Source organism: Flavobacterium calami (assembly GCF_038290035.1).
GTDB classification, from domain to species: domain Bacteria; phylum Bacteroidota; class Bacteroidia; order Flavobacteriales; family Flavobacteriaceae; genus Flavobacterium; species Flavobacterium calami.
In genome coordinates this window covers 35,150-60,956 of sequence record NZ_JBBYHS010000006.1, presented here as the reverse complement: position 1 = coordinate 60,956, position 25,807 = coordinate 35,150, and the positions used below count along the sequence as shown (strand labels likewise).

General features: G+C 35.9%; 21 protein-coding genes and 1 other RNA gene. 14 read left to right on the top strand and 8 right to left on the bottom strand.

Annotated elements, in window-relative coordinates; all coding sequences use genetic code 11:
- Positions 1–29 precede the first annotated feature (29 nt).
- Positions 30–8,417 carry a T9SS type B sorting domain-containing protein gene (locus tag AAEO57_RS06695; RefSeq protein ID WP_341690835.1) on the bottom strand — a complete coding sequence of 2,796 codons (8,388 nt, stop codon included), beginning with the start codon at positions 8,415–8,417 and terminating at the stop codon, positions 30–32.
- Positions 8,418–8,997: 580 nt separating this feature from the next.
- On the opposite strand from AAEO57_RS06695, the gene AAEO57_RS06690 reads away from it, so the two are divergent.
- From AAEO57_RS06690 to AAEO57_RS06665, 6 genes are all read left to right on the top strand, one after another.
- Entirely contained in the window at positions 8,998–9,483 is a 486-nt protein-coding gene (locus tag AAEO57_RS06690) for a SixA phosphatase family protein (RefSeq protein WP_341690833.1), read from the top strand.
- Positions 9,484–9,488: 5 nt separating this feature from the next.
- Positions 9,489–11,567 carry a polyphosphate kinase 1 gene (gene ppk1, locus AAEO57_RS06685; RefSeq protein WP_341690831.1) on the top strand — a complete coding sequence of 693 codons (2,079 nt, stop codon included), beginning with the start codon at positions 9,489–9,491 and terminating at the stop codon, positions 11,565–11,567.
- A 41-nt stretch (positions 11,568–11,608) separates the two neighbouring features.
- Positions 11,609–12,499: a Ppx/GppA phosphatase family protein gene (locus tag AAEO57_RS06680; protein WP_341690828.1), complete on the top strand. Its 891-nt coding sequence runs from the start codon at positions 11,609–11,611 to the stop codon at positions 12,497–12,499.
- 132 nt (positions 12,500–12,631) lie between these two features.
- Positions 12,632–13,213 (top strand): TMEM175 family protein, encoded by a 582-nt coding sequence (locus tag AAEO57_RS06675; RefSeq protein WP_341690826.1) that lies wholly within the window; start codon positions 12,632–12,634, stop codon positions 13,211–13,213.
- A gap of 13 nt (positions 13,214–13,226) precedes the next feature.
- Positions 13,227–13,787 (top strand): Crp/Fnr family transcriptional regulator, encoded by a 561-nt coding sequence (locus AAEO57_RS06670; protein ID WP_341690824.1) that lies wholly within the window; start codon positions 13,227–13,229, stop codon positions 13,785–13,787.
- 230 nt (positions 13,788–14,017) lie between these two features.
- Positions 14,018–14,596 carry an NAD(P)H-dependent oxidoreductase gene (locus AAEO57_RS06665; RefSeq protein ID WP_341690822.1) on the top strand — a complete coding sequence of 193 codons (579 nt, stop codon included), beginning with the start codon at positions 14,018–14,020 and terminating at the stop codon, positions 14,594–14,596.
- Between the two features lie 55 nt (positions 14,597–14,651).
- On the opposite strand, the gene AAEO57_RS06660 is transcribed toward AAEO57_RS06665, so the two are convergent.
- The gene (locus tag AAEO57_RS06660; RefSeq protein WP_341690820.1) at positions 14,652–14,996 is read right to left on the bottom strand and encodes a DNA polymerase III; all 345 of its coding nucleotides are present in this window, start codon (positions 14,994–14,996) and stop codon (positions 14,652–14,654) included.
- A gap of 341 nt (positions 14,997–15,337) precedes the next feature.
- Positions 15,338–16,423, bottom strand: a complete 1,086-nt coding sequence (dnaX, locus tag AAEO57_RS06655; RefSeq protein WP_341690818.1) for a DNA polymerase III subunit gamma/tau — start codon at positions 16,421–16,423, stop codon at positions 15,338–15,340.
- A 256-nt stretch (positions 16,424–16,679) separates the two neighbouring features.
- Between dnaX and AAEO57_RS06650 the strand changes: the two genes are divergently transcribed.
- Genes AAEO57_RS06650 through AAEO57_RS06640 form a run of 3 tightly spaced genes read left to right on the top strand, consistent with a single transcriptional unit; the run spans position 16,680 to position 18,469 of the window.
- The gene (locus AAEO57_RS06650; protein WP_341690816.1) at positions 16,680–17,474 is read left to right on the top strand and encodes a hypothetical protein; all 795 of its coding nucleotides are present in this window, start codon (positions 16,680–16,682) and stop codon (positions 17,472–17,474) included.
- Positions 17,475–17,533: 59 nt separating this feature from the next.
- On the top strand, positions 17,534–18,016 hold the full coding sequence (locus AAEO57_RS06645; protein WP_341690814.1) for a hypothetical protein: 483 nt from the start codon (positions 17,534–17,536) through the stop codon (positions 18,014–18,016).
- Positions 18,017–18,022: 6 nt separating this feature from the next.
- A complete protein-coding gene (locus tag AAEO57_RS06640) occupies positions 18,023–18,469 on the top strand; it encodes a nuclear transport factor 2 family protein (RefSeq protein WP_341690812.1) in 447 nt (148 codons plus the stop codon).
- Positions 18,470–18,607: 138 nt separating this feature from the next.
- On the opposite strand, the gene AAEO57_RS06635 is transcribed toward AAEO57_RS06640, so the two are convergent.
- Positions 18,608–18,838 (bottom strand): hypothetical protein, encoded by a 231-nt coding sequence (locus tag AAEO57_RS06635; RefSeq protein ID WP_341690810.1) that lies wholly within the window; start codon positions 18,836–18,838, stop codon positions 18,608–18,610.
- 226 nt (positions 18,839–19,064) lie between these two features.
- Here AAEO57_RS06635 and AAEO57_RS06630 point away from each other — a divergent pair, with 226 nt between their 5' ends.
- Together AAEO57_RS06630 and AAEO57_RS06625 are read left to right on the top strand one after the other, a co-directional pair.
- Complete coding sequence (locus AAEO57_RS06630; RefSeq protein ID WP_341690808.1) at positions 19,065–19,541, top strand: BON domain-containing protein; 477 nt, start codon at positions 19,065–19,067, stop codon at positions 19,539–19,541.
- A 6-nt stretch (positions 19,542–19,547) separates the two neighbouring features.
- On the top strand, positions 19,548–19,919 hold the full coding sequence (locus AAEO57_RS06625) for a LysM peptidoglycan-binding domain-containing protein (RefSeq protein WP_341690806.1): 372 nt from the start codon (positions 19,548–19,550) through the stop codon (positions 19,917–19,919).
- 98 nt (positions 19,920–20,017) lie between these two features.
- Here the strand turns inward: AAEO57_RS06625 and AAEO57_RS06620 are convergent, their stop codons facing one another.
- Positions 20,018–20,311 (bottom strand): SH3 domain-containing protein, encoded by a 294-nt coding sequence (locus AAEO57_RS06620; RefSeq protein ID WP_223680356.1) that lies wholly within the window; start codon positions 20,309–20,311, stop codon positions 20,018–20,020.
- A gap of 125 nt (positions 20,312–20,436) precedes the next feature.
- Between AAEO57_RS06620 and rnpB the strand changes: the two genes are divergently transcribed.
- Positions 20,437–20,765, top strand: an RNA gene (gene rnpB / locus AAEO57_RS06615) — RNase P RNA component class A.
- A 33-nt stretch (positions 20,766–20,798) separates the two neighbouring features.
- Positions 20,799–22,049, top strand: coding sequence for a cation:dicarboxylate symporter family transporter (locus AAEO57_RS06610; protein ID WP_341690801.1), 1,251 nt, complete (start codon positions 20,799–20,801; stop codon positions 22,047–22,049).
- 105 nt (positions 22,050–22,154) lie between these two features.
- Here AAEO57_RS06610 and AAEO57_RS06605 read toward each other — a convergent pair whose 3' ends face one another.
- The 3 genes from AAEO57_RS06605 to AAEO57_RS06595 all read right to left on the bottom strand — a co-directional run bounded on the left by AAEO57_RS06605 (position 22,155) and on the right by AAEO57_RS06595 (position 23,964).
- Positions 22,155–22,349 carry a hypothetical protein gene (locus AAEO57_RS06605; protein WP_341690799.1) on the bottom strand — a complete coding sequence of 65 codons (195 nt, stop codon included), beginning with the start codon at positions 22,347–22,349 and terminating at the stop codon, positions 22,155–22,157.
- A 194-nt stretch (positions 22,350–22,543) separates the two neighbouring features.
- Positions 22,544–23,146, bottom strand: a complete 603-nt coding sequence (locus AAEO57_RS06600) for an RsmD family RNA methyltransferase (RefSeq protein WP_341690797.1) — start codon at positions 23,144–23,146, stop codon at positions 22,544–22,546.
- Positions 23,143–23,964, bottom strand: coding sequence for a DUF3822 family protein (locus AAEO57_RS06595; protein ID WP_341690795.1), 822 nt, complete (start codon positions 23,962–23,964; stop codon positions 23,143–23,145). The genes AAEO57_RS06600 and AAEO57_RS06595 overlap by 4 nt, the downstream gene beginning before the upstream one ends.
- A 389-nt stretch (positions 23,965–24,353) precedes the next feature.
- On the opposite strand from AAEO57_RS06595, the gene AAEO57_RS06590 reads away from it, so the two are divergent.
- Positions 24,354–25,763, top strand: coding sequence for an ATP-dependent DNA helicase (locus AAEO57_RS06590; protein WP_341690793.1), 1,410 nt, complete (start codon positions 24,354–24,356; stop codon positions 25,761–25,763).
- Positions 25,764–25,807 lie beyond the last annotated feature (44 nt).

Below are 25,807 nucleotides of genomic sequence, written 5' to 3'. Positions count from 1 at the left end.
GCAGGGGCACACCGAATTACAAATTGTGTTTATTTTGATAAATAGAGATAACCGTCCTGTTTGTTAGTGCGCGCTACGTTGTTATTATCAAATGACTTGTAGGTTAGGATGTAAAAGTAAGTTCCGGTAGGGAGTCCTTCAGATTGTTTGATGGTAGTCCTGCCTCTGGAAGTTCCGTCAAAAGCGTTGGTAATATTGTTATAATTAGTGGTTTCGAAAACCAATATTCCCCAACGATTATAGACTTCTACAGTATTTTCAGGATAACAGGTAGTCAGGTCAATATTATCAATTTTGAAAAAATCATTTACTCCGTCACCATTAGGGGAGAAAGCATTATGAACTAATACTTTTTCACAAGCCAATACGCGGCAGTCATCGTTTACAAGTAAATTTACAGAAACACTTCTAGGACAATCTTCATTGGTTGTTTTATATTCAAGTGTATAACTGCCTAATGCAAGACCAAAAACGTTAAGGATATTTCCTTGTAATGCATTAGTACCACTTGTGTCAGTCCAGATTCCTGTTCTGGAAATGCCTTCAGGTAATAAACTGGAAAGATTCAGAGGAGATGAGTCAGCATTACAGGCCTCACTGTTAAGGTTTACGATAACATTTTCAGGTTGTGTGATGGTAACCGTAGCGGTTGATGAGCAAACCTGATTGTTATTGTTTACTTGTGCTGTAGCTGTAAGCGTGTAAACTCCGGCGCGTAAATTAGTGTTGCCTACAACTTCATTGTTTTGATTTCGGATAACAACTACGGACCCCGGACTGCTAGTCACTAAAATAGAGCCGTTATTGCCTTCAAAGCAGGTAACATTTGAAGCTGTTCCCATTACTGAAATTTTATTTTCGACAGTAAAGGTTTGTACCAGTTCAGTTTTGTTACCTGCACAGTCTGTTAAGGTATAAGTCCTGGTTAAGATATATGCATTTCCATCACAGCCGCTTCCTCCATTGTTCGAATCAGTTATCGAGATGTTTACGCTTCCGCTGCAATTATCTGCTGCATCTATAATATCTTGTGGGCTTCCGGCGGGTATATTGGCAATATTTTGTAAATTAGCAACACTTGCAGGAGCAGTTCCTGTAGGTGCAGTTGTGTCTCTTACAGTTATAATTTGAAAATGTGAAACAGTATTTCCACTGCAGTCACTTGTTGACCATATGCGTGTTAACGTGTAGTTGGTTGGACATTCATTTTGAATGTTACTTTTTGTTTCAGAAAAAACTACAGGCAAATTACTATTGCAATTATCAAAGACTTTTAAAGTTGCTGGTTCAGGAACTGCATCGCAGGAAACAGTAATGTCTGAAGGAAGATTTCCAGTAAACATTGGTACGGTTGTATCTTCCAGAGTAATCACTTGCGTAAAAATATCAGAAGTATTTCCACAATCGTCTTTCACAGTCCAGGTGTTGGTATAGGTTCCGGCGTTAGAGCAACCTTCGGAAGCCATAAACTGACCGCTAATTTTTACGATATTCGAAACATCAGCATCACAAAGATCAGAAGCTGTTGGAAATAAAGCCTGAGCTAAAGCCAATCCGGCTGTGTCACTGCACTGCAAAGTCATATTTAAAGAATTTATTTCAGTAGCCCATGTTGGCGCAGTAGTGTCTTCTATTGTTATCACTTGTGTGAAAGTATCTGAAGTATTGCCGCAATCGTCTTTTACGGTCCATGTGTTAGTGTAACTTCCTGAATTTCCACAACCTTCAGAAGCCATAAACTGACCGCTAACTTTTACGATATTGGAAACATCAGCATCACATAAATCAGAAGCTGTTGGAAATAAAGCCTGAGCTAAAGCCAAACCTGCTGTGTCGCTGCACTGCAAAGTCATATTCAAAGATCCTGTTTCAGTAGCCCATGTTGGTGCGGTGGTGTCTTCGATAGTTATCACTTGCGTGAAAGTATCAGAAGTATTTCCACAATCGTCTTTTACAGTCCATGTGTTGGTGTAAGTTCCGGCATTTCCACAACCTTCAGAAGCCATAAACTGACCGCTTACTTTTACGATATTCGATATATCGTTGTCACATAAATCAGAAGCTGTTGGAAACATTGCCTGAGCTAAAGCCAATCCGGCTGTGTCGCTGCATTGTAAAGTCATATTTAAAGAAGCCATTTCAGTTGCCCATGTTGGCGCAGTAGTGTCTTCGATTGTTATCACTTGCGTGAAAGTATCTGAAGTATTGCCACAATCGTCTTTTACGGTCCAGGTGTTGGTATAAGTTCCAGAATTTCCACATCCTTCAGAAGCCATAAACTGACCACTTACTTTTACGATATTCGATACATCGTTGTCACATAAATCAGAAGCTGTTGGAAATAAAGCCTGAGCTAAAGCCAAACCGGCTGTGTCGCTGCACTGCAAAGTCATATTCAAAGATCCTGTTTCAGTAGCCCATGTTGGTGCGGTGGTGTCTTCGATAGTTATCACTTGCGTGAAAGTATCAGAAGTATTTCCACAATCGTCTTTTACAGTCCAGGTGTTGGTATAGGTTCCGGAGTTTCCACAACCTTCGGAAGCCATAAACTGACCACTTACTTTTACGATATTAGATACATCAGCATCACAAAGATCAGAAGCTGTTGGAAATAAAGCCTGAGCTAAAGCCAAACCGGCTGTGTCGCTGCACTGCAAAGTCATATTTAAAGAATTCATTTCAGTTGCCCATGTTGGAGCAGTGGTGTCTTCGATTGTTATCACTTGTGTGAAAGTATCAGAAGTATTTCCACAATCGTCTTTTACAGTCCAGGTGTTGGTATAGGTTCCGGAGTTTCCACAACCTTCGGAAGCCATAAACTGACCACTTACTTTTACGATATTAGATACATCAGCATCACAAAGATCAGAAGCTGTTGGAAATAAAGCCTGAGCTAAAGCCAAACCGGCTGTGTCGCTGCACTGCAAAGTCATATTTAAAGAATTCATTTCAGTTGCCCATGTTGGAGCAGTGGTGTCTTCGATTGTTATCACTTGTGTGAAAGTATCTGAAGTATTGCCACAATCGTCTTTTACGGTCCATGTGTTGGTGTAAGTTCCTGCATTTCCACAACCTTCGGAAGCCATAAACTGACCGCTTACTTTTACGATATTGGAAACATCAGCATCACAAAGATCAGAAGCTGTTGGAAATAAAGCCTGAGCTAAAGCCAATCCGGCTGTGTCGCTACATTGCAAAGTCATATTTAAAGAAGCCATTTCAGTTGCCCAGGTAGGAGCGGTTGTATCTTCGATAGTGATTACTTGTATAAAACTATCTGTAACATTTCCGCAATCATCTTTTGCGATCCAGCTATTGGTGTAAGTTCCAGCATTGGCGCAATCTTGAGAAGCGTTGAATTCACCACTGGTTTTAATATAAGTTACTATTGTACAATTTGCAGAAGCAACTGGAGTCTGGTTTTGAGCAGCCTGTAATCCAGCTGTGTCACTGCACTGCAAAGTGATATTTAAAGTACCGGCTTCAGTAATCCAGTTTGGTGCTGCATTATCTTCAATAGTGATTACTTGAGTGAAAACGGTTGATGTATTTTCACAAATATCTTTTGCGATCCAGGTGTTGGTATAAGTACCTGTACTTCCACAGCTTCCTCTTTGTAATGTCCCGCTTGTTTTGGTATAGGTTATAGTTCCATCACAATTATCAGTAGCAATAGGAGCCATCGCCTGAGCATTTATCAAACCTGCAGTATCACTGCATTGCAAAGTCACATCTAAAGCGCCTGCAGCAGTTGTCCACATTGGAGCAGTAGTATCTTCAATAGAGATGGTCTGTGTAAATATTGTTGAAGTGTTCAAACACACATCTTTCGCCTCCCATGTATTAGTATAAGTTCCGGAGTTGATACAGGAACCTGCCATAAAACTTCCGCTGATTTTAGTATAAGTTACAGTTCCTCCACAATTATCGGTAGCAATTGGAGCTGCAGTCTGAGCAGTTGCCAAACCAGATACATCACTGCATTGCAAAGTCACATCTAGAGAAGCTGCCGCTGTTGTCCACATTGGCGCAGTAGTATCTTCAATAGTGATGGTTTGCGTAAATATGGTTGAAGTGTTCAAACAAACATCTTTGGCCTCCCAGGTATTGGTGTACGTTCCGGAGTTGATACAAGAACCTGCCACAAAATTGCCACTGATTTTAGTATACGTTACAGTTTCCCCACAATTATCGGTTGCTACAGGAAATGATGCCTGAGCGGTTGCCAAACCAGACACATCACTGCATTGCAAAGTCACATCTAAAGCGCCTGCAAGAGTTGTCCACATTGGAGCTGTAGTATCTTCAATAGTGATTACTTGTGTGAAAACGGTTGATGTATTTAGACACACATCTTTCGCTTCCCAGGTATTGGTGTACGTTCCGGAGTTGATACAGGAACCTGCCATAAAGCTTCCGCTAATTTTAGTATAAGTTACAGTTCCCCCACAATTATCGGTAGCTATGGGAGCTAAAGTCTGAGCAGTTGCCAAACCGGAAAGATCACTGCATTGCAAAGTCACATCTAGAGAAGCTGCCGCTGTTGTCCACATTGGAGCAGTAGTATCTTCAATAGTAATTACTTGTGTGAAAACGGTTGATGTATTTAAACACATATCTTTTACTTCCCATGTATTAGTATAAGTTCCGGAGTTGATACAGGAACCAGCTATAAAGCTTCCGCTAATTTTAGTATAAGTTACAGTTCCTCCGCAATTATCGGTTGCTACAGGAAATGATGCCTGAGCGGTTGCCAAACCAGATACATCACTACACTGCAAAGTCACATCTAAAGCACCTGCAGCAGTTGTCCACATTGGAGCAGTAGTATCCTCAATAGTGATGGTTTGTGTAAATATTGTTGAAGTGTTCAAACACATATCTTTGGCCTCCCATGTATTAATATAAGTTCCGGAGTTGATACAGGAACCTGCCATAAAGCTTCCGCTGATTTTGGTATAAGTTACAGTTCCCCCACAATTATCGGTTGCTACAGGAAATGATGCCTGAGCGGTTGCCAAACCAGATACATCACTGCATTGCAAGGTAACATCTAAAGCACCCGCAGCAGTTGTCCACATTGGAGCAGTAGTATCTTCAATAGTGATGGTCTGTGTAAATATTGTTGAAGTATTTAGACAAATATCTTTGGCTTCCCAGGTATTGGTATAAGTTCCGGAGTTTACACAGGAGCCTGCTGTAAAGCTTCCGCTGATTTTGGTATAAGTTACAGTTCCCCCACAATTATCAGTAGCAATTGGAGCTGCAGCCTGAGCAGTTGCCAAACCGGAAAGATCACTGCATTGCAAAGTCACATCTAAAGCGCCTGTAGCAGTTGTCCACATTGGAGCAGTAGTATCTTCAATAGTAATTACTTGTGTGAAAACGGTTGATGTATTTAAACACACATCTTTGGCTTCCCAGGTATTAGTATAAGTTCCGGAGTTGATACAGGAACTAGCTATAAAGCTTCCGCTGATTTTGGTATAAGTTACAGTTCCACCACAATTATCGGTTGCTACAGGAAATGATGCCTGAGCAGTTGCCAAACCAGATACATCACTACACTGCAAAGTCACATCTAAAGCACCTGCAGCAGTTGTCCACATTGGAGCAGTAGTATCTTCAATAGTGATGGTCTGTGTAAATATTGTTGAAGTGTTCAAACACACATCTTTGGCCTCCCAGGTATTGGTATAAGTTCCGGAGTTGATGCAGGAACCCGCTATAAAGCTTCCGCTGATTTTAGTATAAGTTATAGTTCCCCCACAATTATCAGTTGCTACAGGAAATGATGCCTGAGCGGTTGCCAAACCAGATACATCACTGCATTGCAAAGTCACATCTAAAGCGCCTGAAGCAGTTGTCCACATTGGAGCAGTAGTATCTTCAATAGTAATTACTTGTGTGAAAACGGTTGATGTATTCAAACAAACATCTTTGGCTTGCCATGTATTAGTATAAGTTCCGGAGTTGATGCAGGAACCAGCTATAAAGCTTCCGCTAATTTTAGTATAAGTTAAAGTTCCCCCACAATTATCGGTTGCGATTGGCGCTGCATTCTGAGCAGTTGCTAAACCGGAAAGGTCACTACACTGCAAAGTCACATCTAAAGCACCTGCAGCAGTTGTCCACATTGGCGCAGTTGTATCTTCAATAGTAATTACTTGTGTGAAAACGGTTGATGTATTTAAACATACATCTTTGGCCTCCCAGGTATTGGTGTAAGTTCCGGAGTTGATACAAGAACCCGCTATAAAGCTTCCGCTAATTTTAGTATAAGTTACAGTTCCACCGCAATTATCAGTAGCAATTGGAGCAGCAGCCTGAGCGTTTGCTAAACCTGAAAGATCGCTGCATTGTAAAGTTACATCTAGAGAAGCTGAAGCCGTTGTCCACATTGGAGCAGTAGTATCTTCAATAGTAATTACTTGTGTGAAAACGGTTGACGTATTTAGACATACATCTTTGGCTTCCCAGGTATTAGTATAAGTTCCGGAGTTGATGCAGGAACCAGCTATAAAGCTTCCGCTAATTTTAGTATAAGTTACAGTTCCCCCACAATTATCGGTTGCGATTGGCGCTGCATTCTGAGCAGTTGCCAAACCGGAAAGATCACTACACTGCAAAGTCACATCTAAAGCACCTGCAGCAGTTGTCCACATTGGAGCAGTAGTATCTTCAATAGTAATTACTTGTGTGAAAACGGTTGATGTATTCAAACAAACATCTTTGGCTTGCCATGTATTAGTATAAGTTCCGGAGTTGATGCAGGAACCAGCTATAAAGCTTCCGCTAATTTTAGTATAAGTTAAAGTTCCCCCACAATTATCGGTAGCTATGGGAGCTAAAGTCTGAGCAGTTGCCAAACCGGAAAGATCACTGCATTGTAAAGTTACATCTAGAGAAGCTGCCGCTGTTGTCCACATTGGAGCTGTAGTATCTTCAATAGAGATGGTCTGTGTAAATATTGTTGAAGTGTTCGAACACACATCTTTCGCCTCCCATGTATTAGTATAAGTTCCGGAGTTGATACAGGAACCTGCCATAAAACTTCCGCTGATTTTAGTATAAGTTACAGTTCCCCCACAATTATCGGTTGCTACAGGAAATGATGCCTGAGCGGTTGCCAAACCAGATACATCACTGCATTGCAAAGTCACATTTAGAGAAGCTGCAGCTGTTGTCCATGTTGGAGCTGTGGTGTCGTTAACAGTAACTATTTTTTCACAAGTAGAACTACATCCATTTAAAGTAGTTGTTAATAATAATTTAAACGTTGTATTGCAAGTGGAACCAGCTAAAACAGTTACGCTTTGTGCATTTGAAGCAGATGTGATTGTAGCGCCATTTGCAGTTGCTGAAGGCAAAGACCACGCATAAGTAGTCATATTGGCTGGAGCCGTATAAACATTAGAAGAAGACAAACATACAGGGCCAGAAGTACCAGTAATGGAACAGCCAGTAGGAGCATTTACTGTTACGGTTGCTTCACTTGTGGCAATATCATTTCCAGAACATAAACCTGAATTTGAAAATATTGCTCGGAATAATGTAGTTTCTGTTAAATTACCTGTATTATAAGCTGTTAAACCTGCAGTATTAGGGATATCTGCCCAAACTGAAAATGGAGCAACAGATGATTGCCACTTACTTACAGTAGAATTAGCATTGAGACCTGTTATTGTTAATGCACTACTAGCTCCTGAACAAATAGTCGTGCTTGGTCCAACTGTTCCTTTTAGTGGAATTCCAAAAGTAAGTGGGGTATTAATACATTGATTTGAACTAGGAGAGTTTCCGCTAACAGATGCTAATTTTGTAATATTGATTATACCAGGGTTATTTGGATCACAAATATTAATTCCCAAACTTCCAAAAGGAATATTAAACTCTAAAAACGTAGCACCAGAATTACAATTTGCGTTACCAGCCTGCGCAGCAAGACCCGGGGGGATAACGTTAGTCTGAGTTTTAACACTTCCATTACCTGTATATAAAGTAAAACCATTTCCGTTGGAATTAATCTCTAAGATATATTCAGCACCAGCTACACTAATGTTTCCTCCAAAGGAGTCTGATGTTAATCCGGTTAAAGGATTATTATTGGTATCTAAGTACAATCTAAAAAGTGCAGAACCACCATTACCAATGTCCATACCTAATCTTAATACTTGATTTTGAGTGTCAACTTTAGCGCGAATCGTTCCAATTTGACATGTTGATGAAGGGCTAGCTAATAACACGTTGTTATAAACAGTGCCAGTTGCATATTCATCACCAACTGTACCGGGACCTGGGCAGTAATCTCCATCAAATGTATTTTGAGAATAGCCATTTGTAATAAATATTAAAAGGAACGCTGTAAAGAAACCTTTAATATTAATATTTTTAAAAAAATAAGTAATGATTTCCATAATCTCTAATTTTATTAAGTTAGGATTAAAATGTTTTTGGACTTCTTGTCTTAAAATGAATTTTTGGGGTTATTCTCTTTTAAAGACATTTTAGATCTATCGGTTTGAAATAATGTGGTATTGTGATTATCTCAATTTTTTAACATAAAATCTATGAATCAAAATTATATAGATTGATTTAATTATGTTTTTTTTATCTGTAACTAACCTGAAAAATCGTTCAAATGCGTTTTTTTGTTAAATAATTTCTCTAAAATGTTTTTTTTAATAGAATTATAACAAGTCTAAAATGCTATTTTCGATGTTTCAGAAATGTTTTTAAAATTTGCCTTAATGATTTTAATTAATTGATAATCAATATTTTAAGTGTTTGTTTTAAAAATGAAATAATATCGATGAAGTGAATGTTTTGTCAGATGAAAAGCATTTTTTTGAAAATTTATTTTTAGTTTAATTCTTTCTTTTCTGTTAAAATTTTAGTAAATATGTTAACAGAATAAAAAAACAATAGGCTATTGAAATTTCTTTTGTAAATTAGGATTGTACTTCTGCTGGTATTTATCATTTAAAATATCTTTCTATGAAAAATTTAATTTTAATACGACATGCAAAATCAAGTTGGGAAGCCCCTTTAAAGGATTTTGACAGACCTTTAATGAAAAGAGGAATTTTAGATGCACATAATGTTTCAGTGGCTATTGGAGAATTTCTTCCCAAAACCTATACGATCTGGAGCAGTACTGCTGCAAGGGCGACCGAAACAGCTATTATTTTCGCACAAAATTTATCGTATCCCTTAGAAAGTATTTTATTCAAAGATGAGTTGTATACATTTGATGAAAGACATCTTGAAAAAGTTATTAAATCATGTGATAATAGTTTAGAAAGCGTTATTCTTTTCGGACATAACGAGGCTATTACAAATTTTGTTAATAAATTTGGGGATGTTTTTATTGATAATGTCCCAACTTCCGGCTTCGTATCACTTCAATTTGATTCAGACAGCTGGGATGCGATTGATAAAGGCAAAACCCATAAAACAATATTCCCCAAAGATTTAAAATAAATAACGTGCACGAACAGAAATATATCGACAGAGAAAAAAGCTGGTTAGCGTTTAATGCAAGAGTACTCCAGGAAGCCGGAGATAATACGGTTCCGCTTTTAGACAGACTGCGTTTTGTTGGAATTTTTTCAAACAACTTAGATGAGTTTTTCAGAGTTCGATATGCTGCAATCCGGCGACTGAGTCTTTCAGGTATTTCGGCCGAAAAATACTTAGGCGGTATGTCCGCACATCAGTTAATTAAGGATATTACAGAAATTGTGATTCAGCAGCAGTCTGAAAGTTTACGTATTCTGGGTAATATCGAAACTGAACTTGAAGCCGAAAATATTTTTATTATAAACGAAGATCAGATTACGCCAAAACAGGAATGCTTCTTAAAGGATTTTTACATGCAAAAGTTAAGTCCGGAATTGGTGACCATCATCCTAAATGATCTGGCAGTTTTTCCTGTTCTTAAAGATACTTTAGGCTATTTGGCTGTTCGTTTAGAACTGGCAAATGATGAGGTAAGATATGCTTTAATTGAAATTCCAAAAAATATCAACAGGTTTGTTGTCCTTCCTTCAGAAGACGATAAACAATATGTAATCCTAATTGATGATGTTATTCGTTATAAACTAAAAAACATCTTCAATATATTTGATTTTAAAAGTGTTTCGGCACACATGATCAAAATTACACGTGATGCCCAGCTAGATATTGACAGCGATTTGAGTAAAAGTATGCTCGAAAAAATCGCCACTTCTGTAAAAGACCGCCGAATAGGTGAACCGGTTCGTTTTATCTACGACAGCCAGATTGAAGATGATACTTTGCATTTCTTTTTAGACAAAATGAAAATTGTAGAAACAGACAGTATAATACCGGGCGGAAGATATCATAACCGTCGTGATTATATGAGTTTCCCAAATTTAGGACGCTACGATTTGCTGTATAAACCAAACGAGCCTTTACCTGTCTTAGGTCTAAGTCTTGACGGAAGCATTTTAGAAAAAATCAATAAAAAAGACTATCTGGTTCATGCACCATATCAGTCTTTCTCTTATCTGACAAAATTTTTGCGTGAAGCAGCCTTAGACCCAAAAGTAACCAGTATCAAAATTACGTTATACCGTCTTGCAAAGAACTCTCAGATTATCAGTTCGCTGATAAATGCCGCCAAAAATGGTAAAAGAGTGGTGGTTCAGATTGAACTTCAGGCTCGTTTTGATGAGGCTTCGAATATTTCGTATGCAGAACAAATGCAGACTGAAGGAATTGAACTTATTTTTGGAATTAAAGGGCTAAAAGTTCACAGTAAAATATGTGTAATAGAAAGAGTTGAAGAGGGTAAAACCCGTCGCTACGGATTTATTTCTACCGGAAATTTTAATGAATCAACAGCTAAAATTTATACAGATGTAACGCTTTTGACCTGTCATCAGGGTATTTTGAAAGATGTTTCCAAAATTTTCGAATTCTTTGATATTAATTATAGAGTACATCGCTACAAGCATTTAATTGTATCTCCGCATTATACGAGAACCAAATTTATCAAACTGATTGATCGGGAAATTTTGCATGCATTGGCGGGAAGAAAGACGTATATAAAATTGAAAATGAATAGTTTGTCTGATTTTAAAATGATAGACAAGTTATACGAAGCCAGTAATGCAGGAGTAAAAATACAGCTTCAGGTAAGAGGTATCTGTTCATTAATTCCGGGAATTCCGGGCATGAGCGAAAACATTGAGGCAATTAGTATCGTTGATAATTATCTGGAGCATTCAAGGGTTTATATTTTTGGGAATGCAGGGCTGACAGAGGTATATATTTCTTCTGCCGATTTTATGACCAGAAACCTTGACGGAAGGGTAGAAGTGACTTGTCCTATTTATGATCATGCCATTAAAAAGGAATTAATAGATAATTTTAATATTGCCTGGAAGGGGAATGTAAAAGTGAGGTATCATTCTTATAAACTGGACAATAAATACAAACCACGAAATCATCATGCACCTTTCAGGGCACAATTTGAGACCTATAAATACTATCAGAATAAAATAGAAATAACCGAAGAAGTTGTTCAGAAAACAGATTAATTAATTACATAAATTTTAAAATTTCAAATCATAAAGTGAGCATGATTAAAATAAAAAAATATGCAGCAATAGATATAGGGTCGAATGCCATGAGACTGCTGATATCGAATGTTGTAGAACAAGAGGGTAAAGAACCACAGTTTAATAAAAGTTCACTTGTCCGTGTACCGATACGTTTGGGACAGGATGCCTTTACAGTTGGTGAAATTTCAGAAGAAAACACCGACAGAATGGTTGATGCCATGAAAGCATTCAATCTTTTAATGAAAGTACATAAAGTAGAAAAATATAAGGCTTTTGCAACTTCGGCAATGCGTGAGGCATACAATGCAAAAGAGGTTGTAGAACTCATTAAGAAAAAAGCAGATATTAAAATTGAAATTATTGACGGAAAAAAAGAAGCAGCCATTATTGCATCAACAGATTTACATCATTTGCTCAAAACTGATCTGACCTATCTTTTTGTGGATGTTGGGGGCGGAAGCACCGAATTTACCTTGTTTTCTAACGGAAAAATGGTGAATTCAAGATCTTTCAAAGCGGGGACAGTTCGTTTATTGAACAATATGGTGCATGATGTGGTTTGGGATGAAATTGAAAAATGGATTAAAACCAATACCAAAGATTACGAGGAAGTAACGCTTATTGGTTCTGGTGGAAATATCAATAAATTGTTTAAAATGTCCGGAAAACAGCAGGAAAAACCGCTTTCATATATCTATGTTAATTCACAATATGCTTTTTTAAATTCCCTTACTTACGAGCAAAGAATTACTGAATTAGGTTTAAACTCCGACCGTGCCGACGTAATTATCCATGCCACACGTATTTATCTGAATGCCATGAAATGGAGCGGAGCGCGCCAGATTTATGTGCCAAAAATAGGACTTTCTGATGGAATCGTAAAAGCAATGTATTACGGTAAAATATAAGCAGATAATTTTTTGCCACGAATTTCAATTTCTTCACAAAACTTTATGCATTGCATAAAATATAATTTGTGAAAATCAGAGAAATTCGTGGCAACTTTTTTTATAGTCATACAGAATAAAAAAGTAAAAAAAATGAATAAAACAAGACTTGAAGCTTTCAGTGATGGCGTTTTAGCAATTATTATCACTATTATGGTACTGGAAATTAAAGTGCCTCACGGGCATGAATTTGCTGATTTAAAACCGCTTGTTCCTAAGTTTTTAAGTTATGTCCTAAGTTTTATTTATGTTGGAATTTACTGGAATAACCATCATTATCTGCTTCACGGTTTGTCCAGAGTAAACGGAAAGGTACTTTGGGCAAACATGCATCTGTTGTTTTGGCTTTCACTTATTCCGGTTGCTACAGGATGGATGGGGGAACATAATTTTGCAAAGTCATCAATGGCTCTTTATGGTGTTATATTGCTTTTGTCTGCAATTGCTTACTTCATTCTGGAACGAATCATAATTATTGCTGAAGGAAAAAATTCGGTATTAGCAAAAGTTATTGGTTATGAAATTAAAGGAATAATTTCTGCTGTTTTATATATTCTTGGAATAATTTTTTCTTTTTACAGCGAATGGATTTCAGGAACAGCTTATTTTATTGTGGCAATGCTATGGCTTATTCCGGACAAGAGAATTGAAAAGGTTTTTGCTTCCAAAAATTAACTCAGGGATTTAAATGAAAGCTGTTTTTCAATCGGTTCAGGATTTTTCTTCAGAAGAATTGATGCTTTTAGATGATTTGATTACGTTTCGAAAGCTCAAAAAAGGCGATTTTTTACTGAAGGAAAATCAGGTCTGCAACGAAATTGTTTTTATCGAAAAAGGAATTCTGCGTTCTTTTTTTGTCAATCATAAAGGCGAAGAAATCACCAATTGTTTTGCTTTTGAAAATGAATTCATGGCATCGTTTGCCAGTTTTATAACGAAAGAAACAGCTGAAGAAAACATTCAGGCGTTGGCTGATACAGAATTACAGGTTCTTGATCGTAAAGCTTTGGAAAGACTTTATAAATTCAGTTTTAACTGGCAGGAAGCAGGAAGAAAAATGACTGAATTAGAATTTGTAAACCTCCAGAAAAGAATGGTTTCTTTTCAGAAATTGTCTGCTACACAACGTTACGAAGAACTATATCAGAACCATCAAAAATACCTGCAATTGATTCCGCTTCAATATTTAGCTTCTTATTTAGGGATTACCCCAAGGCATTTAAGCCGGATTCGGAAAGCTGTTGTGTGATTTAAATTTTGTTTCTCGCAGATTTTCTTTTAAGGGATAGATTCTAATTTTATTAAATAATCAGTTTTATTTTTCACTTCGATTGATTTTATATATTAATACGTCATCCTGAGAGGAGTATAATCTGCGAGAGAATTAAAAATATTCAGAATGCCCGCTTGTAATTTTTTTTAGGACATTTGTCCAGTAAAATAAAAAGCTTCAATTGTATTTTTGACAAAAAGACCTTTATGAAAAAAATACTGATTATTAACGGACATCCAAATCCGGACAGCTTTAATTTTGCCATAGCCAATGAATATCAAAAAGGAGCACTTGCTTCGGGAGCGAGTGTAGAAATAATTACAATCGCAACTTTAACTTTCAATCCAAATCTGGCGTATGGTTATCAAAAACGAATCGAATTAGAACCGGATTTATTAGAATCCTGGGAAAAAATAAAAAGAGCAGACCATCTGGTTTGGATTCATCCGGTTTGGTGGGGCGGACTTCCTGCTGTTACAAAAGGCTTTATTGATCGTTTATTTTTACCTGGAATGGCGTTTCAGTATCGCGAAAACTCAGTTTGGTGGGATAAACTGCTAAAAGGAAAAACAGCCCATATCATTACAACTTTAGATCAGCCGGGTTGGTTTTACAGATTGTTTTTTGGAAGACCAAGCGTGAATCAGCTGAAGAAATCTACTTTAGAATTCTGCGGTGTAAAACCTGTAAAAATCAGTTATATCGGAATTATAAAAGGTTCTGGTGAAAACCAAAGAAAAAAATGGCTTGAAAAAGTATATGCTTTTGGGGTGAAAAATAAATAATTTAGCCTGTTGAGAATTTAAGCAACCCAAATAATTTCAGAGTTAACAGGTTAATTTAATCCTTAAAATCCAATCCAAATGTGGTGCGTAAAAGCTCGATGTTTGGATTGATTTCTAAAAAGCGGTTGTATCGGTCCTGATTATTGTAGCTTCTTTTCATTTCTATTTTTTCATTTACAACAACTTCGATAGTAATATCATGATTGTGTAAATGACCTTTTAAATGTCCTAACAAACCATTCATCTGGCTCTCAAATTCCAGTTTAGAGCCTTCGTTGGGCAGTTCGTATATAATGTTTGTTCCGTTAAGGACAGGATCGTTGATTAACAGGATAGATTCCATAATCTTAAGTCCCTTTTGTCCTAAACGCTCTGCATATTTGTTCCAGTGAAGGCGCATATCAGTCTCGTTAAATTCTTCTGTAGGTAATACAGATGAAGGCTTAACGTAAGATTTACTACTTTGCTCCAGTTCTTTTTTCTTGCGGATACTGGCAAGAGAAAAAGCCGAAACTTTTGGTGTATTGCTTGTTTCTTTTTCGGGAGCATCAGGAGTCTGAACTTTAGGAGTTGCAGAAATTGGAGCAACATCAGAATTGCCATTGTCATTTTGATTGACGTTGATTTTTTCTTCAGCTTTTGGAGTTTGATTTTCAGCTACAGCAGGGCTTTCAACTTTAGTTTTGGGACTTTGAACTTCAACAATAGAATATCCTCCGTTTTTAAAGTAAACAGGCGGAATTATAAATTGCTCAGCTTTTTTTTTTCTCCATCAAAGTTGATAGAGGCTAGCTGCATCAGGCATAATTCAACCAAAAGACGCTGATTTTGGCTCAATTTGTATTTTAAATCGCAGTCGTTTGCGATGTCAATTCCTTTTAGTAAAAATTCCTGAGAACATTTTTGAGACTGAACTGCATACATTTGCTGCGCTTGTTCTCCAACTTCTAATAAAGCAATAGTTGAAGGTGTTTTGCTTACCAGTAAATCTCTAAAGTGAGAAGCTAATCCGGCAATAAAATGATGTCCGTCAAAACCTTTGGAAAGAATATCATTGTATGCCAATAAAAGCTTTGGAATTTCATTTTCTAAAAGCAAATCAGTAATAGCAATGTAAGTTTCGTAATCTAAAACGTTTAGGTTTTCAGTTACAGCCTGACGTGTTAAGTTGGTTCCGCAGTAAGAAACCACACGGTCAAAAATGGATAAAGCATCACGCATTGCACCATCAGCTTTTTGAGCAATAATGTGCAACGCATCGTCTTCAAAACTGATTCCCTGACTTTCTGCAACGTCAGCCAAATGTTCTTTAGCATCTTTTACCGTAATTCTTTTGAAATCAAATATCTGACAGCGTGATAAAATCGTCGGAATGATTTTATGTTTTTCTGTTGTTGCTAAAATAAAAATAGCATGTTTTGGCGGTTCTTCTAAGGTTTTCAGGAAGGCATTAAAAGCCGCTGAAGACAACATATGAACCTCGTCAATAATGTAAACTTTGTATTGTCCGGTCTGGGGTGGGATTCGAACCTGATCGATAAGGCTTCGAATATCATCAACCGAGTTGTTTGAAGCAGCATCTAACTCAAAAACGTTAAAAGCAAAATCTTCATTTGGATCATCATATCCGGGCTGGTTTATTTTACGAGCCAAAATACGTGCGCAGGTTGTTTTACCAACTCCACGCGGTCCTGTAAATAAAAGAGCCGAAGCAAGGTGATTGCTTTCAATGGCATTTAGCAAAGTGTTTGTAATGGCTTTTTGCCCCACAACATCCTTAAAGGTCTGCGGGCGGTATTTACGTGCCGATACTACAAATTGCTCCATGTTCTTTTTTATTCGATAGCAAATATAGGGTATAATTTAATGATTAAAAAATTTAAAAATTGAAAGATTTTAAGTGTTTTCAAGATTAGAAAGTAACATCTTTTTTTAGAGAAAGTTGTGTTTACAATTTGTACTTTTTACTTTTAATTATTTAGGGTGAAAATATTATGATTGATAATTTTGTAATAAAAAATGCACTATTTTTAATCCCAAACAAAATTCAGTTTTAAAAAAAAAATTAAATATAATATCATTTATGAATGCAAAACAAATAGTTAAATTAAGCAACATCATCGGAATAACTTCAATAATTTTATTGGTTTATTGGGTTTTTACCTTTATAATGATTGAGGTTTTTGGTTTAAAAGTTTTTAGGGAAAATATGACCGAAACCTTTTATTTCAGTGTTTTCGGTATTCTTGCCCTTATGTTTGGTTCACTAATTATTAATATTATGTTTAATTTAACCAGAATTGCTGAAAAACATAATCTGGATCTCATAAATCACAAATCAAATAAATGGAAGTTTATGACTTTGTTTTTTATCTTTCCATTATTAGCATTAATTCTTTTTGGAGGAGATTATCTGACTTCTAGCAAAAAAGAAAGTATGCTGATTGAATCTGCTAAATCGATAGTGGATAATAATAAAGTAAATAATGATAAATTAGTAAATTATACTTTTTCAGAAAAATATATTAAGGAAACTGCAAACACTTTGAGAATTTTATCAGAAACGGATAAAAATTTTCCAAGCGTAACGTTAATTGTTAAGGATTCACTTAAAGGTTCTCCAGTTTATTTAGGTTTTAATCCGTATTATGGAGGTGATTTAAATGACACTATTTATCCTAAGAAAATAGAATATATCCATAAAACGACTAAAGAAGAAAGGGAATACTTAAATTCAATATTTGATAAAAATAGTAGCGAGTTACGGTATAGTGCCAATGATGGAACTTACGAATTGTTTTATCCATACAAAAAAAATGGAAAAACCATAATCATATATTTTTCTGAACAACAGCGTTACGGTAAATTAGGAAGCTAATTGAATTTTGATGTTCTTTTCTTTCTTTAAACAGATTCTAAAATTAGTTATAATAAAATATGCAACAATATTATCTTCAAAACAATATCCTTAATCTAAAAGTAAAGAAATCGCCAATCCTAGTTCGGGCAGTAATGTTTGGGTTAGCTTTTTGTTTTTTTGTTTTTCCTGTATTAGGAGTAATTTTTGGAATTGCCGGTGGGAGTGGATTACACTTTGGTTATTTTATAGCAATAGGAATATTTTCTCTTATAGGATTTTATACATTACGAATTTCTTTATGGAATACGTATGGCGAAGAAACTTTTCAGATAGCAGAAAATAAAATCATTTACGAAGCCAATTATGGCTGGTTTAAAGATGGAAAAAAAGAAACTTTAATGTCAAATCCAAACTATTTTTCTGTACAGGCCGGATATGAAGAGGATAACGAATCCGTTTTAGTTATTGCTTCTGATGAATCGAAAATAGAGTCCGTGGTAAAAATGCCAACAGTAGAACTGCAAGAATTAATCATGATTTTGCAAAAAAATAAATTCTAAAAATTGATGAAAAAACATTTACTAATATTGGCTGTATGTTGTTTCTTTAAAATACAGGCCCAAACCGCTCAGGATTCATTAGATATTAAACGTGTTGCTTTAGCTTATATTGAGGCACAGCATACTCCGAATCCGAAACTGATGGAAGGGGCTTTGCATCCCAGGATGGTTAAAAGATCGGTTTTTAGAAGCAAGTCAGCGAAGAAAGATTATGTTTCAGAGTTTTTTACTGAAAATATGGTTATACTCGCAGAAACTTATAATGTAAAGGGAGATAAGTTTCCAAAAAATCCAAGAAAAGAAATCAAATTACTGGATGTTTCTGCAAAGACGGCTTCAGTTAAATTGCTGGCAGATGCCTGGATTGATTATATGCATATTGTAAAGACAAATGGCGAATGGAAAATTATAAATGTACTTTGGCAATATAATGATGTATCGCAGCATGAATAAAGAAAATGATTGAAGTCAAAAATAATATAGAATAGTATTTACTCGTGTGAATACTTTATTTTATGCTAATATTTATGTTTAATCTTCCCGCTGCCACGATTACTTCAAAGATATGGTAAGTAATTGTAAATTAATTTATTAAGGAGCTTCTTTTTTATCTTTAAAATTATTTTTTCTAAGATTCATTCCATACGTGTAATTTGTAGAGAGAATTACATCATTACAGTCAAAATGCTTTATAACTCCATTTTCTTGCAAAGCTACCACCCAACATGTATTCTGATGCATTCCGTAATCGATAAGAAAAATGGCCTGACCAGTTCCAAGCGGTGTTTCTACTAATATTGAAGGTTTTAATTGATGTATCATAATATTAATTTTTTTATAAAAGTACAGATGCTTAGAAATAAAGGGGTTATATTATTATAGAAATGCTTTACAGAATTAAGGGACTATGTTTTACTAATTTTGATTTTCTGAATTTGGAAAATGAGGGATCTACTGGAAACGATATAAATTATCAGTCATAATCATATAAAATTTTGATAGTTAGTCTGTTTACTTTTAAAACAGTTAATTATTAAAAAATAGTGTTATGAAAATTAAATCAATTGTATTAGGAATGACTCTTGCTCTTTCGTTACTGGCGTGCAGCCCTAAAGATGCAGATATTCAAAAAGAAATTAATGAAAAATTAGGAACATCTGACGTACAGGTTACTGTTCACGAAGGTGTTGCTACCATTGTCGGAACCTGTGATGATGAGACTTTCAAAAAAAATATTGAGCGTTCGGTTAAAGCAGTTAAAGGTGTGAAAACGGTAGTGAATAATTGCCAGATTCCGGATCCAAATGTAGAACCGGCAGCTGCGGCTGTCATCATTAATTCAGATGCTGATTTGGATAAGTCAGTGGGTAAAGTCATAAAAGCTTATGATGGAGTAAGTGCTACCGTTGTTGGCGGTGTTGTGACACTTTCGGGCGAAATTAAAAGGAGTCAATTACAGCCTTTGATACAAAGTATTCAGGAATTGAAACCTCAAAAAGTAGATAACAAATTAACCATAAAATAAGTTGTTATGAGTTTACAGGATAAATACAGTGATGTAACAAATTTAGCTTCAGAATTAGGAATTACAAATTTACAGGTAAGAGAACAAAACAATGTGCTTTATATTGACGGCACAGCAAAAAATGCTGCAGATAAAGACAAAATCTGGAATGCTTACCAAAAAATTGATCCCGATTACAGATCGGCTGATTTGGTTATGAATATTGAAGTGGCTCTGGGAGTTTCAAGAGAATATACAGTTGAAATCGGCGATTCTCTCTCGAAGATAGCAAAAGTATATGGCGTTTCCTGGCAGGATATTTTTGAAGCTAATAAAGATATTATTTCAAATCCGGACTTGATACAGCCAGGCTGGAAACTGAAAATACCAACAATATAAAATTGGAAATATAAAATTCCAAATTCCAATGTTACAGCTCTGCTATTGGAATTTGGAATTTTATTTTGTTTAAATTTCGCAATTGGAATTTAAAAATTTTATCTCCCCCTAATGCTTAAATCGAATAAAAATTTAGCGGTTTCCTGGTCTGAATCTGCAGAAAACCCCGCTACATAGACCCCTTTTTTACCTGTGGTTGATTTAATTCCGTATACAACTGCCTCATCGCCTGGGTCTGATTCCCCCTCGTATCTATACACATGGACAATTTCAAATTTCTCAGGATTTTTTTTAATCACGTCTGCATTTCGATTGAAATCGCACGTAAACCCTTTCTCATGCAATTGATCTAAAGCTTTTGAAACAGTTGCGTAATGATACATTCTTTTCATAATAAACTGTATTTAATAATTATAGACTTTTAAAGATAACTATTTTAAAATTAAAAAGTTACGAAACTTAGTTAAAATCGGAATTTTAAAATTTAGCTTCTTCGGTGATAAAGTATTACTTTTGCACCGCAGACCGCCTTATCGTCGTTCCGTTTAACGGGAGGGAGGAAAGTCCGGACACCACAGAGAAGCATAGCGGGTAACACCCGTCGGCGTTAGAAATGACGCAAGGACAAGTGCAACAGAAAGTATGTACAGGTAATGCTGTAGTGAAACCAGGTAAACTCTATGCGGTGAAATACCAAGTATATCAGCATTTAAGGGCTTCTCGTCCGTTGTTGAAGGGTAGGTAGCTTGAGTTCAGGAGTAATTCTGAATCTAGATAAATGATAAGGTATTGTCCCGTTGCAGAACGGGACAAGAACAGAATCCGGCTTACAGGTCTGCATTTTTTATATATTTGTGAAACTCTTCTAACCTTATCTTCATGAATATAACTCCTCAAAAACCGGTTTCAAAAGTTCCAAAAAGCACTTTTCAGGCCATAATTACCAATCTTACTTTTTGGGTCTTAATAGCTATAATTGCAGGGATTCTGCTGGGTCATTTTTCGCCGGATAATGGTGTGAAAATGAAGATCGTCGGTGAGACATTTGTCGACATCATCAAACTGTTTATTGGTCCGATTATATTTTTGACAATTGTTTTGGGAATCTCAGGAATGGGAAACCTGAAGAAGGTAGGCCGGATTGGAGTGAAGGCGCTGGCTTATTTTGAAGTAGTTTCGACAGTGGCACTGGCAATCGGAGTGGGAGTTGCGTATTTTTTTGAGCCCGGAAAAATTGATAAATCAGGATTGACTTTGGGCGATGCCAGTCAATACACAAAAGGAAATCCAGAGGATTTTTCGTGGCTACAGTTTTTCTTTTCGAATTTTACACTGCAGGTTTTACTGGCTGCGATTGTCTGCGGAATTGCATTAAATTTTTATCAGAAGAGAGAACAGACTATTTTGATTTTAGAGCGTATTTCAAACGTCGTTTTTATTGGTTTAAAATATGTAATGTACCTTGCTCCAATTGGCGCTTTTGGCGGAATGGCTTACACAATAGGAAAATTTGGACTGGAGACTTTGATTCCCCTTGGTAAATTGATGCTGTGTGTATATCTGACCATGGCGCTTTTTGTCTTTTTTATTTTGGGAAGTATTCTGAAATATTATAAAATCAGTATTCTTTCAATTTTAAAATACATCAAAGAAGAACTTTTACTGGTTCTGGGAACTTCATCTTCTGAAGCTGCTTTGCCAAGTATAATGGTAAAACTGGAAAGAATGGGCTGCAGCAAATCGGTTGTGGGATTGGTGATTCCGACAGGTTATTCTTTTAATCTCGACGGAACTTCGATTTATTTGTCAATGTCGGTTATTTTTCTTGCTCAGCTGTACGATGTTCATTTGAGTTTTTTCGAAATCCTGACTGTTATCGGAATTCTGATGATTACTTCAAAAGGCGCAGCAGGTGTGACCGGAAGCGGATTTATTGTTTTGGCATCCACTTTAACGGCCCTGCATAAAATTCCGGTTGAAGGGCTGGCCTTTTTACTGGGTGTTGATAAATTTATGAGCGAAGCCAGAGCAATAACCAATCTGATTGGGAACACGGTTGCAACCATTATAATTTCGAAAACCGAAAGGGATTTTTCAGAATTGAATCTGAATCCTGTTCAGGAAGAATAACATCTTTGCATAAATGCACAAAGCGCTAAGTTTCTACGTTTGTATCTGCTTTAGGCGCTTTGTGATTTAAATTGTGGTATTTAGAGTGTGGTATTTAAAAAAAAACTAGGATTCGTCCTTGGTTGTACGTACTAAACTAATTCCCGACATAAAGAAAACAATTCCAAGGACGCCGTAAATAATTAGTGATTTTATATCGCGGGTTTCTCCGGATGTACCGGCGAAAATTACTGCAGTGTAAATAAGTCCTACTATTCCGAGAATTGTAAGCAATCCTCCGAAAAATCTTTTTAGGTTCATGGTGTTTGGATTTAAAGTTCCAGACAAATTTATCTTCTGAACTTTAAAATCCTCTTATATAATTGTTTCGAAAGATTATATGATTTGCAGTAGCTGGTATATTGAGAGGGGATTAGCTTTATAATTATTTTTAAAAAACAAATTCCCGTAAAGGTATAAGCTTCACAGGAATTTTGTATGATTCAAAACGAAAACTATCCTTCGTCTTCTTCAGTAACTTTTAGGGGATCACCCGGAAGTTCTTCATCATCGTCAGTTGAGTTCAGTTCGAAGAAACTAAAAAACGAGCCACCGTAACTTTTCTGAAAAGAGAAATTACTCAGATGATCCATTTTGGTGTACTTAGAGTGTTCAATGATCATCATTCCGTCTTCATGAAGTAATTCTCTTTCGAAAACGGTCAAAACAATTTTTTCAAATGCCGCCTGATCTAATCCGTAAGGAGGATCGGCAAACACGATGTCATAAGAAGTTTTGCAGTTTTCCAGAAATTTATAGACATCACTTTTGGTTGCTGCTATATCAAAATCGTATTCTGCTGAAATCTGTTTAATGAATTTTACACAGCCAAAATCACCGTCAACAGCTGTAATTGGCGCACTTCCGCGTGAAGCGAATTCATAACTGATATTTCCTGTTCCAGAAAACAAGTCTAAAACTTTTAAGCCGTCAAAACTAAAATGATTGTTCAAAACATTAAACAATGCTTCTTTGCTCATGTCGGTCGTAGGTCTTACAGGAAGGTTTTTGGGCGGAAAAATGCGTCGTCCTTTGTATTTTCCAGAAATGATTCTCATGATTGAAATAAGATATAATGTTTTTGATTTTCTGCAGCCGGGAAACTGTTTTTTTGCTGCAAAGCACTTATGTCTACAAAGGATACATTACGAATATATTTGTATGCAATGGCATAATAGGGATCGTTTTTGCTGATTGTGCCTAATAATTCAAGCGGAAAAACTTCTGGGTTTAAACTCAGCTGTTCGGCTGTAAAAAGCAAATAATAAATAAATTCTTCGGGAGTCTGATATTCAAAAGAATTGAATAACAAAAGTTTTTGGTTTTGAACTATAATAAGTTCGAAATGAACCGGATTAAAGTTGACGATCATTTTTTTATCGTCATTATTTTTTGATGCTTCAAGTATTTTTTCGATCAAAATACTGTTCACATGTTTGTAATCAAAAGAGCCAACATTGTCAATCAGGAAATTATTGATGTTTATATACGGAATATAAACAGCATTCATTTCGTAATTTGAGATTTTATCGTAGGTAAAAAAATCGGTTTCAAAAACTTTTGTGTTGTATTGCAGATAACTTCCAAGGTAATCCTCATCAAAGAGGGCAGTAGGAACAAAAGTCGAAAGATTGTTATTATGGATTACCATAATTTCGTCATAAGAATCTTTGAGTTCCGGATGTTTTTTAAATGCTTCTCCGTAAGCGTCCTCTACTTTAATTGTTTTTTTTGAAGTATCAAAAATGACTTCGTTAAATGAAGTAATGGTGTTATTAAGGGTGTCGAAACAGCAAAAAGAAAATCCGGTCAGCGAAACCTGAATCGAAAGTTTTTTATAGTTTTTGGATGTAATATTAGTGTTTTGCAATGCCATAATTTGATATACAATTCATTACCTGTTGTAGTGTCAAGAAAGAATTTAATTCGAACACAAACTTACAAATAAAATAAATAACAATATCAATGTCAAAAATCAATATCAAAAAACATGATTGAGGGCGGAACAATTTCTAAATCAATATAATGCAATGTGATAAAGAAATAAATCCTCTAAATAGGTGTTTTCAATTATAAGTTCGAATATTAATTATTTTGAATTGGAGGTTAGTATTGAGGTTGAATTGATTTTCTAAAATCGTTATTCCCGTTAGAATTGAAATTGCCATTGATCTTGTTTTTTGAAATTGCCATTGAAATTGATTTTTGCCATTGTAATTGAAATTGCCATTTAAAAAACCGAACTTTGTTCCTCAATTTTACCCTATGAATTCAGCCTTATTTTATGGACTTCTGCAAAAAAGATTTCCCTTTGCACCAACTTACAAACAGGATATTTTTTTTCAGAAAATCGCAATTTTTTTAACCGAACCCCAAAACGATACCATCTTTGTACTAAAAGGATACGCCGGAACGGGTAAAACAACTGTGATTTCGACCATTGTAAATAATCTTGGAGACATCAATAAAAAGTTTGTTTTACTGGCGCCAACCGGTCGTGCGGCCAAAGTAATAGCTAATTATTCGAATACACCTGCTTTTACCATTCACAAGAAAATATATTTCCCTAAAAAAGCATCGGGTGGAGGGGTAGCTTTCACCAAACAAGTTAATAAACATAAAAACACGATTTTTATAGTTGATGAGGCTTCGATGATTTCAGACAGTACGCTTGACAGTGGTTCGCTTCTGGATGATCTAATTAATTATGTGTATTCGGGAACCAATTGTAAAATGATTCTTTTGGGAGATACTGCTCAGCTGCCTCCGGTAAATTTAGACATTAGCCCGGCGCTGGATATTCAGACTTTGGGAATTCATTATGATAAAGAAATTGAACATATCGAACTGGATGAGGTTATGCGTCAGGAAGAAAGTTCAGGAATTTTGTTTAATGCTACAGAATTGCGTGAACTATTGAAAGAATCGTTTATTACTGAATTTAGGTTTAATGTAAAAAAGTTTAAAGACATTGTTCGTCTGACAGACGGTTACGATATTCAGGATGCAATTAATACCGCATACAGCAATTACAGTATTGAGGATACTGCTTTTATTGTACGCTCGAATAAAAGGGCAAACCAATATAATGAACAGATCCGAACCCGAATATTGTTTAAAGAAAGCGAACTTTCAGTCGGAGATTTTTTGATGGTAGTAAAGAACAATTACTTCTGGCTAAAAGAATCCGATGAAGCCGGATTTATTGCGAATGGCGATATTATTGAAGTTTTGGAACTCTTCGGAATCAAAGAACTATACGGATTTACTTTTGCAAAAGTCAAAATCAGAATGGTCGATTATCCGGATCAAAAGCCTTTTGAAACGGTTTTGATTTTGGATACTATAAAAAGTGAATCTCCTTCTTTAACGTATGAAGAGTCGAATCGTTTGTACGAAGAAGTGATGAAGGACTATGAAGACGAACCAACAAAGTACAAAAGATTCCAAAAAGTAAAAGAGAACGAATATTTTAATGGACTGCAGGTTAAATTTTCTTACGCAATAACCTGTCACAAATCTCAGGGAGGGCAATGGAATACCGTTTTTATAGAACAGCCATATTTGCCAAACGGAATAGACCGTGACTACATCAGATGGCTTTATACCGCAATGACACGTGCCAAAAATAAGTTATATTTGATAGGATTTAAAGACGAGAGTTTTGAGGAATAAAAACACTAATTTCACGAATTATCACGAATGGATTTCGAAAAATA

Coding starts and splice junctions, on each gene's coding strand:
- AAEO57_RS06695 (WP_341690835.1), bottom strand. CDS start 8,417: ATGGAAATCATTACTTATTTTTTTAAAAATATTAATATTAAAGGTTTC.
- AAEO57_RS06690 (WP_341690833.1), top strand. CDS start 8,998: ATGAAAAATTTAATTTTAATACGACATGCAAAATCAAGTTGGGAAGCC.
- AAEO57_RS06680 (WP_341690828.1), top strand. CDS start 11,609: ATGATTAAAATAAAAAAATATGCAGCAATAGATATAGGGTCGAATGCC.
- AAEO57_RS06675 (WP_341690826.1), top strand. CDS start 12,632: ATGAATAAAACAAGACTTGAAGCTTTCAGTGATGGCGTTTTAGCAATT.
- AAEO57_RS06670 (WP_341690824.1), top strand. CDS start 13,227: ATGAAAGCTGTTTTTCAATCGGTTCAGGATTTTTCTTCAGAAGAATTG.
- AAEO57_RS06665 (WP_341690822.1), top strand. CDS start 14,018: ATGAAAAAAATACTGATTATTAACGGACATCCAAATCCGGACAGCTTT.
- AAEO57_RS06660 (WP_341690820.1), bottom strand. CDS start 14,996: ATGCGCCTTCACTGGAACAAATATGCAGAGCGTTTAGGACAAAAGGGA.
- dnaX (WP_341690818.1), bottom strand. CDS start 16,423: ATGGAGCAATTTGTAGTATCGGCACGTAAATACCGCCCGCAGACCTTT.
- AAEO57_RS06650 (WP_341690816.1), top strand. CDS start 16,680: ATGAATGCAAAACAAATAGTTAAATTAAGCAACATCATCGGAATAACT.
- AAEO57_RS06645 (WP_341690814.1), top strand. CDS start 17,534: ATGCAACAATATTATCTTCAAAACAATATCCTTAATCTAAAAGTAAAG.
- AAEO57_RS06640 (WP_341690812.1), top strand. CDS start 18,023: ATGAAAAAACATTTACTAATATTGGCTGTATGTTGTTTCTTTAAAATA.
- AAEO57_RS06635 (WP_341690810.1), bottom strand. CDS start 18,838: ATGATACATCAATTAAAACCTTCAATATTAGTAGAAACACCGCTTGGA.
- AAEO57_RS06630 (WP_341690808.1), top strand. CDS start 19,065: ATGAAAATTAAATCAATTGTATTAGGAATGACTCTTGCTCTTTCGTTA.
- AAEO57_RS06625 (WP_341690806.1), top strand. CDS start 19,548: ATGAGTTTACAGGATAAATACAGTGATGTAACAAATTTAGCTTCAGAA.
- AAEO57_RS06620 (WP_223680356.1), bottom strand. CDS start 20,311: ATGAAAAGAATGTATCATTACGCAACTGTTTCAAAAGCTTTAGATCAA.
- AAEO57_RS06610 (WP_341690801.1), top strand. CDS start 20,799: ATGAATATAACTCCTCAAAAACCGGTTTCAAAAGTTCCAAAAAGCACT.
- AAEO57_RS06605 (WP_341690799.1), bottom strand. CDS start 22,349: ATGAACCTAAAAAGATTTTTCGGAGGATTGCTTACAATTCTCGGAATA.
- AAEO57_RS06600 (WP_341690797.1), bottom strand. CDS start 23,146: ATGAGAATCATTTCTGGAAAATACAAAGGACGACGCATTTTTCCGCCC.
- AAEO57_RS06595 (WP_341690795.1), bottom strand. CDS start 23,964: ATGGCATTGCAAAACACTAATATTACATCCAAAAACTATAAAAAACTT.
- AAEO57_RS06590 (WP_341690793.1), top strand. CDS start 24,354: ATGAATTCAGCCTTATTTTATGGACTTCTGCAAAAAAGATTTCCCTTT.